Raw genomic sequence first — 14,560 nt, forward strand, 5'->3', positions numbered from 1 at the left:
ATGATGATCCCATCATCGGCAGACTGGATTGGTCCGGTGGCAGTTGTCTCTTGTGCACTTCGATCGTCTTCCATCCGGCGCTCCCAATCGCGAACCGATGGAGCTGGCTCCCCTGCCCATTGAGCCAATACCCGCCCGATAGCTGACAAGCGATCCAGGTCTCGGGGCAGAGACGCCCCTGTGGACCATGAGCTGATGGTCTGAGTCGGTACTCCGGATTGATCTGCGAGCCGCTTCTGGGAGATGGCTTTGCCCGGTGCATCCTCGTGTGCTGAGTGTGTCCCAGCCTGCTCCCACAGCCGTGCGAGTTCGGCTAGGACCATCGAGTTGATGTGTGGTCCATGTGTTGGTCGGAACGGCCGTCCCATGCGCTGCCTCCAGCTGTTCTACCGGATCCGAGCCGGACTACGTTGGATATGTCTATGACCAGCAGGATAGCGGTGGCGCCGCAGGTCGGATCCGACTTCCGTTGTGTCACATGGCCTTCTTCCCACTAATCGGTGACGTGCTGGTCGCGAGCATGCGACCGGTCTCGAGACACGAGAGGTCACCTATGATCCAGCTGAATGGATTCGTCTTCCACATCGCCCTGGCGAGTTCCTGTGCTGGAGCGCTGTACATCGTGACGGTTGCCGTTGTTTCCTTCGTTGCGGCGCTTTCGAGCGATCACCGACGCCGAGCCGACGCCCGCCGGGTTCTGGAGATCCTGCTGAGACGAACGCGTGGCTAGACGTGCTGGCACGGACCGTCCTTTCCCACAGCTCGGAGAAGTCTTGGAGAAGATCGCGTCCGTTTCGGCATCTTCCCGCGCCGTCCACCCGACCCCTTTAGTTGGGCCCAATTGATCGATTTGGCGTTACGCAACACCGTCGCGACTGTCCGCTTGGCCATCTCGTGCTCGGCTTTGAGCTGAGTCATCGATATGCCACCCTTCGTACTTGGCGATGATGGTTGCGACTTCCTCCGTCGTCAGCCGCTTCTTGGGTCCGCCGGATGCTCTTGAGCGTGATGGCTGTGGCCTGCGTGGTTCGCTAGTGCCAATCCGTTGCCAGAGTTCAGCGAAGTCTTCCAGTAAGCCGGTCCGTTTCGAGTAGGCTCCCGCCAAGTCCACCAAGAAGGCCCGGTCCGCCAGGACCGGGCCTTCGTTTGTCGGGGCTACGTTGGTAGCCGGATTGCCTGGGTGGTTTGGGTTAGCCGCCTGCGCGGCGGCGGAAAGTGCGTTTGCCGCCTGCTTGGGCGTGGGTGCCGCGGACCTTGGCGGTGTTTTGGGCGGCTGCGCTGGTGGAGGCTTGGCCGTTCTTTCGGGTGAGAGCTTCGCGGAACTTTCGTTTGGTTGCCTCTTCCGGTGACTCGGTGGTCTCCTCAGCGGGGTGTGTTGCTGGGGGGGTCTAGTTCATCGGGCATGGGGCCAGCCTGCCATCTCGGAGCCTCGGATGGGGTATTTGACTGATTTGCCGTTATGTTCGGGATCTGCCCGGTGGTGAATTATCATTCCGCTCAGGGAGATTCGAATGCGGGGTGAGTGCCTCTATCGGTGAGCGGGTTCACATTTGCGAGGGGGATGTTTAACTGCGGGTGAATTCGTCTCCAATGGGCGGGTGTTTCGAAATCATGTATATCTGGTATTGCGGCCGGTGAAACTGCCGATTTGAAAGATTCGGTGAGTTGGGGTGATTTATTCATTCGATCGGCCTGTTTGCGCTGTCTTGCGTACCGGGAAATCGGCGGTGATAGCTTTTCGGCGTCCTCAGCAATTCCTCTGCGATACAGGTGGTTTGGAAAATGGTTAGTTTCGTCAGTGGGCTCGGTGCGGGTTCCTCGGTGCTCGACAGCGGATCCGGTGTGCTCGGGAGTGGTCTGGATCTGGGAACCGCGATCATCGGGTTGATCAACACCATTTTCGGGGCATTCGCATAGTCCGACAGTGGGTGATGCGGCGGTGCGTCCTGTTGGGACGCGCCGCCGCATTCGTTTGCGGCGCTGGTCAGGCGAGATTCAGGCGGTGGCTTCGCCGTAGGCGGCGGCTATGTCTTTGGAGCTGCTCCAGCGGCTGTAGGTGGGGGATTGGGGCCAGCCTTCGGGGGAGTCTTGCCATTCTTCCTGGCGGCCGTAGGGGAGTAGGTCGATGAGGGCGAAGGAGTGGCTGAGTTGTTCGGTGCCGCGGCCGTTGGTGTGCCAGGTGCAGTAGACGGTGTTGCCGTCGCGGAGGAAGACGTTGACTGCGAAGCCTTCGCCGGGTGGGGCGCCAACGTCGGTGCCGAAGGGGCTGTTGGCGGTGGAGTACCAGGTCATTTTGTTGCCTACTCGGCGTTTGTAGGCGAGGGCCTCGTCGATGGGGCCCTGGGTGGCGATGACGAAGCGGGCGTCGTAGTTGTTCAGGAATTCGAGGCGGGTGAATTGGGAGGTGAAGCCGGTGCAGCCGCCGCATTGCCACTCTTTGCCGGGGAACCACATGTGGTTGTAGACGATGAGTTGGGTGGCGTCGCCGAAGATTTCGGCCAGGCGGACGGGGCCTTCCTCGCCTTCGAGGGTGTAGTCGGGCATTTCGACCATGGGGAGGCGGCGGCGCTGGGCGGCTATGGCGTCCAGTTCGCGGGTGGCGGCTTTCTCGCGGGTGCGCAGGGCGTCGAGTTCGCGTTGCCAGGTTTCGGCGTCGACGACGGGCGGCAGTGCTGTGGTGCTCATGGATCCTCCAGAACCGTGTTCACAGATTGCGTGCTGTAGGTGTAGACCCCGTCGGCACGCCGAATTCATCGGTGCCGGGCGTGAGGGTTGTGGCGGAGGACGCGGTGGCGCTGGAGGGTGTCGCGGATGGTGGTGTGAGGGACGCCGATTCGGTCGGCTATGCGGGCCAGGGGCTGGCCTTGGCGGTAGAGGGTGACGGCGTGGGCGATTTCGGTGTCGTCGAGGTCGCGGCGGGCGCGGGGGCGGGTGGGCGCGGGAGAGGTGACGGCGGGGTGCAGGGCGTGTAGTTCCGCGCGCAGGGCGGCCAGCTCGGCGAGGATCGCCGCGTGGGCGGCGGCGTCGGTTCGATCGGGCTGCTCGGCGGCGCGGACATCCTCTGCGGCGCTGACCATTACGGCGAGGAAGAGATTGAGGACCACGAAGGTGGAGACGAGGATGTAAAGGAGGAAGAAGATCCATGCGAGCGGCTTCTCGTCCATGACGGTGCGCGCGATATCCGGCCAGGCCTCGCCGGTCATGATCTGGAACAGCGTCCACATCGAGGTGCCGAGGCTGCCGAAGTATTCGGGGGTCACCGCGCCGAACAACTTGGTCGCCATGACCGCCGCCACGTACAGGACCAAGGCGAGCAGCCCCAGAATCGACCCCATCCCCGGCAACGCCGCGAGCAGGTTCGCCACCACCTTGCGCATGCTCGGGGTGGCCGACACCAAGCGAAGGACCCGCAGTATCCGGAATGCCCGCAAAACCGACAATCCGCCCGATGCGGGCAGCAGTGCCACGCCGATGACGAGAAAATCGAAGCAGTTCCACGGATCTCGGAAGTACTCGACACCGTAGGCATACATCTTGAGCAGCATCTCGACGACGAAGATGCCCAGGGCCATCGCATCGACGAGGTTGACCACCCCGCCCGCGACAGCCATGACCGAATCGGAGGTCTCGGCCCCCAGCACCACCGCATTGACCAGAATCACCGCGACGATGAACCGCTGGAATTGGGCCGATTCGACGAGTTTCCGAACACTTTCGCGTGGCAAGACGGACAGCCTCCTGATTCGTCACTGAGCGGTCACCGGTACGGCGCATCGAGCGGGGCGAAAATGGATCTCTGTTCCGCGCGACATCCTACGACGCCCGGTTCGTCAGGGCGGTCCTTTGTGTCCGATGCGGGTGATCGATGCTCCGCCGCTTGGCATTTCGCCGGAGCCGCCGGTCGATCCGACGGCCGCGCCCGGACGTCAGCTGCCCGTCGGGAGCTGGGCGGAACCGGTCGAGGGATTGCCCGGGCCGCCGGATCGCATCGAAACGCCGTCGAAGCCGGAGCTCGCGGGGACGCCGATAATGTCTGCGACGGTGGGGGTTATGTCGACAATGGTGTAGTCGGTGCGGGTGGCGCCGGGCGTGAATCCGGGGCCGCGCGCGATGACGAAATTCTCGGTCTCGGCAGTGGATTGCCCGCCGTGGCCGCCGGTCGGGGTGTGGCCGTGGTCGCTGGTCACGAGGATGGTCCAGCGCTCGGTGGTGTGGGATGCGGCGCGAGCATCCACGGCCGCGACGATCTTGCCGACCTGGGCGTCCACGCGGGTGATGGCATCCAGGTAGGCCGGGGAGGCGGAGCCGGATTTGTGGCCCGCGCCGTCCACCTGGTCGAGGTGGGTGAAGACGAAGTCGTCGCCATCGGCGATGGCGACGACCGCGCCGGAGGCGGTGTTCGCGTCGGTCTTCGATTCGTCGGTGTCACCGGGAACAGCGGGGGTGACGGTGTTGACATCGGCGTGAGGAGTCCCGCTACCCGCAATGGTGGCGATCTTGTTCCAGGTCGCGACCGAAGCCGTTTTCCTTGTGCTGTCGGCCTTTTCGATCTGCGTGAAGACACTCGGATATTTGTCGAACGGCGCCGCGGTGAAGTCGTTGTTCTTGACCCCGTGCTTGGTGTCCCACACCCCGGTCAGCACCGTGGACCATGACGGCCCGGAGACGGTGATATGCCCCTTGATCGAGGACCGGCTCAGCAGCCCCTGCGCCGCGAGGCCGGTGAGATTCGGCGCGGACGCGTCGAGCGCCCGGCTGTACATGAGCCCGTCGAGACCGATGACCACGACCTTGTCGACCACGGGATCACCGTGCGCGGGTGCGCCGATGGCGAATACCGAAGCGGCGACAGCCGTCACCGCAACCGGAAGTAGAGACCTGAATCTTGTCATGCTGGAGCCTTTCAGCAGCAGAAACCGGTTTGCCAGGCAGTCGCCAACCCCGGCGACGCCGGTCTAGACCATTCCACCGCCCCCGCACCCCAGCTACCCCGCCGCGACACCTTTCACCGGCTCTGCACCCGGAATTAATCTGCGCCCTACCGCCGTTCACAACCGCCCCCGGTCCTCCCGTTTGCCCGCAAATGACCATCTACCATCGGCAGATGTCCAACCAGGAGTTCATCGCCGAGTTCCGCGCCAACGCCGGAAAACTCAGCGGCCCGTTCGCGAACATCGACGTCCTACTGCTAACCACCACAACCCCCACCGCCGACCGCCGCACCGTCCCCCTCGGCTACGCCCGCGACGCCGCCCGCCTGATCGTCTTCGCCGCCGACGACGGCCGCGAAAACGGCCCCAACTGGTACCACGATCTCCTCGTCCACCCCCACGCCGAAGTCGAAGTAGGCACCGAAACCCATCAGGTGGTCGCATCGGTGGCCACCGGCGAAGAGCGAACCAGGATCTGGGAAACCCAACTCGAACGCTGGGATTTCCTGAGCGCCCTCCAATCCAAGGTCACGTGGCAGGTCCCGGTCGTGATCCTCGAAAACAACCGCCCCGGAACGTAGTAGAGCTGTAGTTGCGGGAAAGGTGCTCGGAAATAGCAATTTCAGCTCAGCGGCAGTGGAATCCGGCAATATCTTGCGTATTCCCTTGTGTCGTTCCAGTTGGATGGCACAATCCCGGCCGCGATGGCTGCCAGCGGTCGAAGGGCAGCGTAAGAACCTGTTGTGGCAGTGGAGAAGTTGGATTGGACAGTGCTTCGGCTGGTTATCCTCGTCTTATAGCTGAACTTAATCGCCCGCTCAGTCACCTCTCGGTGGAGGGCCTCCGTCGGCTCGAGACTTCGCGCACCGGACCCACCCCTTCGACCAGAGGGGCGCTCCAAGCTCCGAATGTGGATAGAGATGGGGCGATTCGCGACGCGGTTGCGGGCCGATCTGGCGTGGGTGAAGGCCAATGCCGAGGGCACGGTTGCCATTGCCCTTGCGGTAACCATGAGCGTGCTCGGACTGGCGGACCTGGTGCCTGTCGAGCTGGTAAGCAAGGTCATTCCGCTCACGCTCGCCGTCGTCGCCTTTGCGGTGCTGCGTGATCGGTGGCGGCAAGAGACAGCGAATACGCAGATGCTTCAGACCCTTAGCGCAGTCGACGCGGCACTGGTGCAAGTACGCGAGTGTGTCGAACGGGTCGCCCAGCTGGAAAGTCTGATGACGAGTACGCAGCGAGTAATGGAGCGGTTCGCGGCCGTGCGATTCGCCAGTGGATCCGAGGTTTCCATGGCGCTGGAACAGGCGAGAAAGGATACCGATCGCTGGACTTTCAAGGGCGGGACTGGTGCATTCACCCGAGTCGTGACCTTGCCGCATTGCGTTAGGCGGGCGGTTCGCGTCCGTCGGGAACTGCTGGTGCACATGGAGATCCTTGATCCCACCGACCTACAGGCCTGCGAACGATTCGCGAAATTGTACCGGTCGCTGGCCGACGGCGCCGACGACGATGCCCACACCTGGAGCGGTTCGGGCACGCAAATTGAGTCGTATGCAACGATTTTGGCGGCCTGTTGGTACAAGCAGCAATTTGCGCACGTGCTGGATATCGAGATCGGACTGACCTCGGTGGTCTCGATGGTCCGCTGGGATCTGTCCTCCCGATTCTTGATCGTCACCACGCGTGGACTGCGTTTCCCGGCGATGATCGTGGAAAACGGCCAGCCCTACTACGATTCCTGGAGCATCGAGCTGAAAACGAGCTTCGCTGAAGCTCGCAAGGTGCCGATGGATCGTGCCTTGACGGTGCCGATGGGGTCTGAACCTTGCGTCGACGAGGCGCGCAGCCTGTTCGAAGTGCTGGGTCTCCGGCTACCCGATGAATTCACCGATGCGGACGTCGAGATGATCATTGAAAAGGCACTCCACGACAACAATCCGTTCCTGGCCGGTGCCGGTGGTCATCCCAACACCTGAACCGCTCCGGTTCGGTGATCCGGGTTCGGATCGCCCGGGCGAATCGTACGGTCGCCGCTCGGTCGCACCGCATGCGGGGAATGGTGTGCGGAACAACGTCCAGACCGGCCAGCGCCAAGTCGACTATCCCCGGACTTCCGCGCCCGAACGCGAGAGTGGCAGCCGCACCGACCACCTCGGTGGTGTGAAATACTCCCGCCTCGAGACTGTAAGTCTCACCGCCCGAATATGATTCGGTGGTCAGAACGGTGCTGTCCACCAATCTCTCGGTGGGAGTGATGGTATCGATATCCCCGTTGCTGCGGATTTCGGCAATCCGGTATTCGGGTTGGGCCACATTGTCGCTGACTTTGATCGCCTTGTTGCACACCGTCCCGTAGACGACGTACGAGTCCAGATCCCACGAGTGCGAATGGAAAGGCGATGTGGTCAAGCTGGCGCGGGGGAGCCCCTGCCACAGATCCTCATCCCAGGCATGAAGGCACACGCCACTCACGCCATCGCGCTCCAGCGGGAAACAGATGAATCCCAATGGGTGCAGAAGGGCCGTGACCGAGGCAGGTTGTTCAGGGTCCTCCGGGTCCTCGATGATCTCGTCGAGGATGCGGATGGTCGTTTCCCACACGGAGTCTGTCGACATGGGGAGTCGGCTGCGGCCCTCGATGGTCACAAGGCACCCTAAAACAACACGGTTCAATACACCGGCGTACGCGCCGAGATCGCGCCGCGTTGCTCCGGTCGGGTGCGGCGGAAAGCGATCACCGCGGCGGAGGCGAGGGTGATCAGATAGACGAGTGAGTAAACATTCAGCAAAAGTGGGGCGATAGGCCACCAGGGAGGGAAGAGGAACAGGCCGATGGCTACATAGCCCGGGCTGAAGGTGTAGGTCCAGGCTGCGGTGGAGATGAAGAGGGTGAGGGCGGCTAGCCACCAGCGGGGGGCGGATTGGGCTCGGTGGATCAGGTAGACGAGTAAGGGGATGAACCAGACCCAGTGGTGGCCCCAGGAGAAGGGGGAGATGGCGCAGGCGGTTAGGCCGGTGAGGGTTACCGAGAGGAGGCGTTCGCCGTGTTGGTAGAGGCGGGTGGTGACGAACAAGCTCACGATTGTGACGGCAGCGGCGACTAGGGTCCAGAGCCAGATGGGGGCGGCGTTGCCGGTTAGGTGGGCGAGGGCGCCTCGGAGGGATTGGTTGGCGGGGTGGGTGTCGGGGGCTATGCGGCTGGATTCGAAGAAGGTTGAGGTCCAGTATTCGCGGGAGTCGGCGGGGAGGAGGATCCAGGAGCCGAGGACTGTGGATGCGAAGACGGCGGTGGCGGTGGCGGCAGAGCGCCATTGGCGGAGGGCCAGGAATTGGATGATGAAGTAGAGGGGGACGAGTTTTATGCCTGCGGCGAGGCCTGCGCCCATGCCGCGGAGGAGGCTGCGGTCGGCGCGGGAGTAGTCCCAGAGGATGAAGAGCATCAGGAGCAGGTTGATCTGGCCGAAGAAGAGGGTGGTGCGGACCGGCTCGAGGAAGATGCAGGTGGTGGCGAGGAGGACGCTGGCGAGGATCAGGCGGGGGGTGAGGCGGTAGGCGAGGATGCGCCAGCACATGAGGACGCAGGACACCAGGATCGCGAGGTTGATCCAGAGCCAGACGGTGTTCACCCAGGCCCAGGGGATCGCGTAGAAGAAGGTGAAGACGAGGGTGGAGAAGGGGGTGTAGGTGTACTGGAGGCCGCGGAAGGTGGGCTCGGTGTAGAGGGGGATGTCGTGCAGGATGCGGAAGGCGCCGTCGCGGTAGACGTGGACGTCCATACCGCCTACCAGGATGCCGACATTGGGGAGCCAGGGGTCACAGGTGACGGCCGTCAGGATCAGCGCCAGGGGTGCGGTGAAGGCCAGGACGAGAAGCGTTGTGCGACTGAGGGAAGGCTCCGACCGCTGATCGTGCACGCCAGTGGGCTCCCTTCGACCTTCACCATGCCGCGGTACATCGAACTCCAAGCGTGGTCACGGTACCTGCTCACGGGCCGCGTATGCCGAATTGGGGTGCGGTACACACTCGGGCCCCCGGACTCGGTGCAGTGAGTCAGGGGGCCTTCGTGCCGTCGACCGGGACCGGCGAGGTGTTCGGCTGCCCGGCGCGGACGTTGGGGGAGTTACTTGGCGGGGGCGGGGACCGACGGGTCCTTGCAGTAGGCCAGCTCCGGCGGGCAGGGCGCCAGGATGGTGCTGAAGTATTGGAAGGCGGAGAACAAGGCCAGGGGACCGCCGACGGTGACCAGGCCGACCATGGCGCCGACCGCGCCCAGGGTGGCCGCGCCGAGCACACAACCCGTGACGGCCGCGCCGACGAAGGGCAGCAGCAGAGCGATGACGGGGCTGGCGATGGTCGCTCCGGCCGCACCGCCGACCAGGCAGCCGACGCCGCCGCCGAGCACCGCGCCGACAATGGCGCTGATCGCGCTGCTGATGGTCAGCCGCTGGGCGAAGGTGCCCAGCGCCGACTGGTCACGGGGCGTGAAGGATTCGGCGATCGGCTGGGCGGCCTGCTCCACGGTGACGATCTCACTGGCGGCGATATCCGCGAGCGGCGTTCCGCCCTCCCGTGACGGCGTCAGAATCGCTGTGCCGTCCTTGATTTCGGCCGCGATCGGATAGGCGGCATTGTCCATCCGGTAGGTGAGCGGAATGGCCGCCACCGGGGTTCCCGCCGCATCGGTCAGCACGAGCTGGTCGCCGACGGTTCTCAAGGCGCCGTCGGTGGTCTTCAGGACGGCCGAATCCCCTTGGCGGCTCACCTCGAAGTGCACGTCGGTCTGCACGGGTTCGACGGCGGGCGCGGCGGTGCTGACGCCCGCGCCGATGGCGACGGTGAGGGCGGTGAGCGCGGCGGGCACAACGGTATTGCGGAACTTCATGGGTGATCCTCGTTGATCGGGGTTGGAACTCTTGTTATTTGCCGGTGTCGATGACCGCACCGACGTGGGCCCAGCGGTCGTTCTGGAATCGCTGGATCTGCACCGCCTCCATCGGGAAGGCGTCGCCCGCACCGGTTTTCAGCGTGATACCGGGCAGCAGGGTGTCGATGCCGACGCCGGACAGCGACCGCGCCGCATCGCGAAGTCCTTCGCGCGTCGGGCATTTCGCGGCCTCGAGGGTCTTGCGGAAGCTGTCGGCGGCCGCCCAGCCGATCAGGGTGTAGTTATTGGTGGGATCAGCGCCCGGCGCGTACTCGGCCAGCTTCTCCTTGTACAGCTTGATGGCCGGATCCTCGGCCAGCCCCGGATCGGCCGCGTCCTTGGTGAACGCCCCCGACACCACACCCTGCACGTTCTCGAACCCGACCGGCTTCAGCACGCTCACCGAATTGGCCACCATGGACACGATGTGCAGCGGATTCCAGTCCGGATTGCGGGCGTCACCGGCCAGCGCCTGGGAGGCGAACTTGGGCGTCGAGAAGTTCAGCAGCACATCGGCATTGGCATTGGCAAGATTGCGCAGCTGCGGATCGACGGTGGGATCGGTGACCTCGTAGGACTGTTCGGCGACCACCGAGACCCCGCTGCCCTCGACCGCCGTGGTGAAGCTGTCGCGCAGATCCTTGCCGAAGTCGTCGTTCTGGAACAACACCGCCACGGTCGCATTGGGCTTCTCCTTCTTCACGAATTCCGCGAAGGCCCGGCCCTCCGCCTGATAACTCGGCTGCCAGCCGATGGTCCACGGATGATCGGTATCGGACCCCCATTTGGTGGCCCCGCCCAGGACGAAGACCTGCGGCACCCGCCGCTGGTTCAGGTAGTCCCAGACCGCCGAGGAGGTGGAGGTGCCCAGCGTCGGGAAGATGGCGAACACCTGATCCTGCTCGACCAGCCGCCGCACCTCCTCCACCGTCTTGGGCGGCTGGTAGCCGTCGTCGCGCACCAGGTATTCGACTGTGCGGCCGTCGATTCCGCCCTGTTCGGCATTGAGGTAGTCGAAGTAGGCCCGCGCACCCTTGGGAATCTCGCCGAAGGCGGAGGCGGGACCGGACAGCGGATAGACCCCGCCCAGTTTGATACTCGTCTCGGTAATGCCGACGGTCTGCTGACCCTGGCAGTCGCCCTGGGCGACGGAGTCGCCGCTCTCGCCGCGCCCGCCGCAGGCGGTGGCCGTGAGCAGCACGGCCGCCGCGGCTCCGATGACGCGAATGGCCTTAGTGCGCATTGGTTCTCCCTTTCCGAACGAAACTTCCGATCCGGCGCGCCGCCCGCTCGGCCAGTCCGGCCAATCCGGTCGGCGCGAGGTACATGACGGCAATGAGCAGCAGCCCGAAGACCACGCCGGGCGCGGCCTGATTGACGTCCTGGGCGAGGCTGGGGACGTACATGACGAAGAATCCGCCCAGCAGCGGCCCCCACAGCGATCCCATCCCGCCGACCACCAGCCCGGCCAGCAGCGTGATGGACAGCCCGGTGGCGAAGGAGTCGGGTGAGACGTAGGCGATCACCCAGGTGTAGACGCAGCCCGCCGTGCCCGCGAACATGGCGCTCCAGGCGAAGGCGAGAGTCTTGTACCGCGCGGGCCGCACCCCCATGACCTCGGCGGCGGTCTCGTGATCGCGAATGGCATTGAGCGCCCGCCCGACTCGCGACCGCAGGACGCCCGCCACGAACAGGAAGCTCACCACCGCGACGGTCAGCGCCAGGAAGTACAGCCACTGGTCCTCGGCCAGCCCCGTCCACTCCGGCGCCTGCGGTTTCGACACCGTCAGCCCCATGGACCCGCCGGTCAGCGATTCGAAGCGCTTGAGCAGCGGCACCAGGAAGATGGCGATCGCGAGGGTCACCAGCGCCAGGTACAACCCGCGCAGCCGCAGCGCCGGAATCCCCAGTGCCAGAACGAGAACGAAGCTCACCCCCGCCGCGACCGGCAAGGTCATGAGATGCGGTGCGTCCCAGCGCTCCAGCAGGATGGCCGTGGTGTATGCCCCGACCGCGAGAAAGGCCCCGTGGCCCAGCGAGATCTGACCCGTCTGTCCCACCAGCAGATTCAGCCCCAGCAGCGCGGTGGCGTACACCAGCGCCATGGCCAGCTGGAAGGTGTGGAACGGCGCGAGCTGGAATGGCGCGTAGCAGGCCAGCGCCAGCAGTGCGGCAATGGCGATCGAATGCCGGTGATTCATACCCGTTCCACCACCGCTCGCCCGAACAGCCCCTGCGGCCGCAGCAGCAGGACGCCGAGAATGATCACCAGCGGCACTCCGATCTTGAGCTCGGTCCCGATGGCGTCCACGTATGCGCCGGTGAGGGTTTCGTCGACGCCGACAATGAGCCCACCGGCCACCGCGCCGCCCGGACTGTCGAAGCCGCCCAGGGTGGCCGCGGCGAAGGCGTAGATGAGAACCCCTCCCATCATGTTGGGTTCGAGGAAGAGCACGGGCGCGGACAGCACCCCGGACACCGCGCCCACCAGGGCGGACAGCCCCCAGCCGAGCGCCAGCACCAGGCCGACTCGAATGCCGGACAGCCGCGCCGAGGCCGGATTGCTCGCCACCGCCCGCATGGCCAGGCCGATCTTGGTGTAGCGGAACAGCAGATAGATGAGCGCCATCACCAGCGCGACGACCGCGATCACGCCGAGACTGCCATAGCCCGCGGTCAGGCCACCGGCCCGTAAAGCCCCGTCCGGGAACGGATTCGGGAACGATTTCACCTGATACGACCAGATCCACCCGGCCGCGGCATTGATGACGAAGTAGAGGCCGACGGTGACGATCACCAGCGTGAGTTCGGGTGCGCCCTCGACCGGCCGGATAATCACCCGCTCGATGAGCATGCCGCCGAGGAAGGACACCGCGAGCGCGGCGATCAGGGCCTGCCAGAACGGCATTCCCGCCTCGCTGCACTGCCAGGCCAGGAAGGCCGAGAACATGGCCAGCTCGCCCTGTGCGAAATTGACGATTCCGGTGAACCGGTAGATGAGCACCATGGCCAGGGCCAGTCCGGCGTAAATCGCTCCGGCGCTGAGCCCTTCGATGATCTGTTGCAGCAGTCCGGTCACCTCACACCCGGTATCCCAGGTAGGACCGCGCCACCTGCTCATCGGCCCGTATCTGGGCGGCGTTGCCGGACAAGACGATCCGGCCGCTCTCGATCACATGGGCGTGGTGCGCGACGTGCAGCGCCAGGTGCGCATTCTGTTCGACGACTATCACGGTGGTGCGCTCCTCGGCATTGATGGTGTGCACGATCTGGAAGAGCTTCTGGGTGACCAGGGGCGAAAGTCCCAGGGACGGTTCGTCGAGCAGCAGCAGCCGGGGCCGCAGCATGAGCGCGCGGCCGATGGCCAGCATCTGCTGCTGCCCGCCGGACAGGCCGCCCGCGGGTTCGCGCACCTTCTCCCGCAGGATGGGGAAGAAGTCGAAGACCCGGGCCAGATCGGCCTCGACGCGGGTGCGGTCGCGCTGGGTGTAGGCCCCGACTCGCAGGTTCTCCTCCACGGTGAGCGCGGTGAAGGTGCCCCGCCCCTCGGGGACGTGCGCGACGCCGAGCCGGGCCACCGATTCCGGTGTGCGCCCGCTGATTTCGGTGCCGTCGAGGCGAATCTCGCCGCGCGCTTTCACCATTCCGCACAGTGCGCGCAGCAGGGTCGTCTTCCCCGAGCCATTGGGCCCGAGAATGGCGCAGACCTCCCCGCGGCGCACCGCGAAGTCCACCCCGTGCAGGACCCGCGCGCCGCCGTATCCGGCATGCAGATCGTCGATGGTCAGGAACTGCGGTTCGCTCATGCGGCGCTCCCCAGATACGCCGCCACCACGGCCGGATCGCGTTGCACCGCTTCGGGTTCGCCATTGGCGATGACCCGCCCGAATTCGAGGCAGACGACGCGATCACAGGTGCCCATGACGAAGCCCATATGGTGTTCGACCACGATCACGGCGAGCCGGAAGTCGGTCCGCAGCGCCCGCAGCAGCGTCGCGAATTCGTCGACCTCACCGTGGCTGAGACCGTTGACGGGTTCGTCTAGCAGCAGCAGCCGCGGCCGCACGGCCAGCGCTCGCGCCAGTTCGATCCGCTTGAGCGTGCCGAACGGCAGCCCGGCCGCCGGATGGTCGGCCACCTCGGCCAGATCCAGCCGCTCCAGCAGCTGGTCGACCTCCGCCCGCAGTCCCGCCTCCACCCGGCGCACCCGCGGCAGGCGCAGTCCGGTGGACAGGAACCCGCCGCGCGCCCGGTGATGCGCGCCGACCAGCACATTGTCGCGCACCGAAAGCCGTTGGAAGAGACCGAGATTCTGGAAGGTCCGCGCGATGCCGAGGCCCGCCAGGGCATACGGCGGCTGCTCCAGCAGCGATGCGCCCTGGTACGCGGCCGTCCCGGCATCGGGTGTGTAGCTCCGGGTCAGGCAGTTGAACAGCGTGGTCTTGCCCGCGCCGTTGGGCCCGATGAGACCGACCATGTCACCGGCCGCCACATCGAAGCCCACGTCGTGCAGCGCGGTTATGCCCCCGAATCGGAGCGTGAGCTGGGAGATTTCGAGCACGCGCTGAGCGTAAATTCGCAGTTCAGGCCGCACATCGGACGCGAAGGACCAACTTGGCGCGCGGCATTTGTCCCCCGTGGACATGGTCAGCGCCCGCCGGTGCGCCCGCCTCGCGTTGACACGCCGGGGGTGACGTGGATT

Annotated in this window: 14 protein-coding genes and 1 pseudogene; 3 read left to right on the forward strand and 12 right to left on the reverse strand. The window is 65.1% G+C overall.

Annotated features, from left to right (window positions below; all coding sequences use genetic code 11):
- Positions 1–1,190 precede the first annotated feature (1,190 nt).
- Positions 1,191–1,337, reverse strand: a pseudogene (locus NC4_RS42370) (DUF5302 domain-containing protein); the annotation flags it as partial.
- A 445-nt stretch (positions 1,338–1,782) separates the two neighbouring features.
- Between NC4_RS42370 and NC4_RS43860 the strand changes: the two are divergent.
- Positions 1,783–1,917 (forward strand): hypothetical protein, encoded by a 135-nt coding sequence (locus tag NC4_RS43860; protein ID WP_281186261.1) that lies wholly within the window; start codon positions 1,783–1,785, stop codon positions 1,915–1,917.
- A 78-nt stretch (positions 1,918–1,995) separates the two neighbouring features.
- On the opposite strand, the gene NC4_RS09920 is transcribed toward NC4_RS43860, so the two are convergent.
- The 3 genes from NC4_RS09920 to NC4_RS09930 all read right to left on the reverse strand — a co-directional run bounded on the left by NC4_RS09920 (position 1,996) and on the right by NC4_RS09930 (position 4,892).
- On the reverse strand, positions 1,996–2,685 hold the full coding sequence (locus NC4_RS09920; RefSeq protein WP_067535298.1) for a DUF899 domain-containing protein: 690 nt from the start codon (positions 2,683–2,685) through the stop codon (positions 1,996–1,998).
- A 65-nt stretch (positions 2,686–2,750) separates the two neighbouring features.
- Positions 2,751–3,725: an ion transporter gene (locus NC4_RS43865; RefSeq protein ID WP_067535300.1), complete on the reverse strand. Its 975-nt coding sequence runs from the start codon at positions 3,723–3,725 to the stop codon at positions 2,751–2,753.
- Between the two features lie 201 nt (positions 3,726–3,926).
- On the reverse strand, positions 3,927–4,892 hold the full coding sequence (locus NC4_RS09930; protein ID WP_067535302.1) for an alkaline phosphatase family protein: 966 nt from the start codon (positions 4,890–4,892) through the stop codon (positions 3,927–3,929).
- A gap of 212 nt (positions 4,893–5,104) precedes the next feature.
- Here NC4_RS09930 and NC4_RS09935 point away from each other — a divergent pair, with 212 nt between their 5' ends.
- Together NC4_RS09935 and NC4_RS09940 are read left to right on the forward strand one after the other, a co-directional pair.
- Positions 5,105–5,512, forward strand: coding sequence for a nitroreductase/quinone reductase family protein (locus NC4_RS09935; protein ID WP_169814760.1), 408 nt, complete (start codon positions 5,105–5,107; stop codon positions 5,510–5,512).
- A 339-nt stretch (positions 5,513–5,851) separates the two neighbouring features.
- Positions 5,852–6,910 (forward strand): hypothetical protein, encoded by a 1,059-nt coding sequence (locus NC4_RS09940; RefSeq protein ID WP_067535306.1) that lies wholly within the window; start codon positions 5,852–5,854, stop codon positions 6,908–6,910.
- Here the strand turns inward: NC4_RS09940 and NC4_RS40045 are convergent.
- From NC4_RS40045 to NC4_RS09975, 8 genes are all read right to left on the reverse strand, one after another.
- A complete protein-coding gene (locus tag NC4_RS40045) occupies positions 6,843–7,580 on the reverse strand; it encodes a hypothetical protein (RefSeq protein WP_157554450.1) in 738 nt (245 codons plus the stop codon). The genes NC4_RS09940 and NC4_RS40045 overlap by 68 nt on opposite strands.
- Before the next feature lie 23 nt (positions 7,581–7,603).
- Complete coding sequence (locus NC4_RS09945) at positions 7,604–8,848, reverse strand: glycosyltransferase 87 family protein (protein ID WP_067535309.1); 1,245 nt, start codon at positions 8,846–8,848, stop codon at positions 7,604–7,606.
- A gap of 206 nt (positions 8,849–9,054) precedes the next feature.
- Positions 9,055–9,816: a DUF8020 domain-containing protein gene (locus tag NC4_RS09950; protein ID WP_067535311.1), complete on the reverse strand. Its 762-nt coding sequence runs from the start codon at positions 9,814–9,816 to the stop codon at positions 9,055–9,057.
- Positions 9,817–9,850: 34 nt separating this feature from the next.
- Complete coding sequence (locus tag NC4_RS09955) at positions 9,851–11,101, reverse strand: ABC transporter substrate-binding protein (protein WP_067535313.1); 1,251 nt, start codon at positions 11,099–11,101, stop codon at positions 9,851–9,853.
- Positions 11,091–12,059, reverse strand: a complete 969-nt coding sequence (locus tag NC4_RS09960) for a branched-chain amino acid ABC transporter permease (RefSeq protein WP_067535316.1) — start codon at positions 12,057–12,059, stop codon at positions 11,091–11,093. Before NC4_RS09960 ends, NC4_RS09955 begins: the two co-directional genes overlap by 11 nt.
- Entirely contained in the window at positions 12,056–12,937 is an 882-nt protein-coding gene (locus NC4_RS09965) for a branched-chain amino acid ABC transporter permease (protein WP_157554452.1), read from the reverse strand. The genes NC4_RS09960 and NC4_RS09965 overlap by 4 nt, the downstream gene beginning before the upstream one ends.
- Before the next feature lies 1 nt (position 12,938).
- Entirely contained in the window at positions 12,939–13,664 is a 726-nt protein-coding gene (locus tag NC4_RS09970; protein WP_067535321.1) for an ABC transporter ATP-binding protein, read from the reverse strand.
- Complete coding sequence (locus NC4_RS09975) at positions 13,661–14,419, reverse strand: ABC transporter ATP-binding protein (protein WP_067535323.1); 759 nt, start codon at positions 14,417–14,419, stop codon at positions 13,661–13,663. The genes NC4_RS09970 and NC4_RS09975 overlap by 4 nt, the downstream gene beginning before the upstream one ends.
- Between the last annotated feature and the right edge of the window lie 141 nt (positions 14,420–14,560).

This window comes from Nocardia crassostreae, from assembly GCF_001613405.1.
GTDB classification, from domain to species: Bacteria; Actinomycetota; Actinomycetes; order Mycobacteriales; family Mycobacteriaceae; genus Nocardia; species Nocardia crassostreae.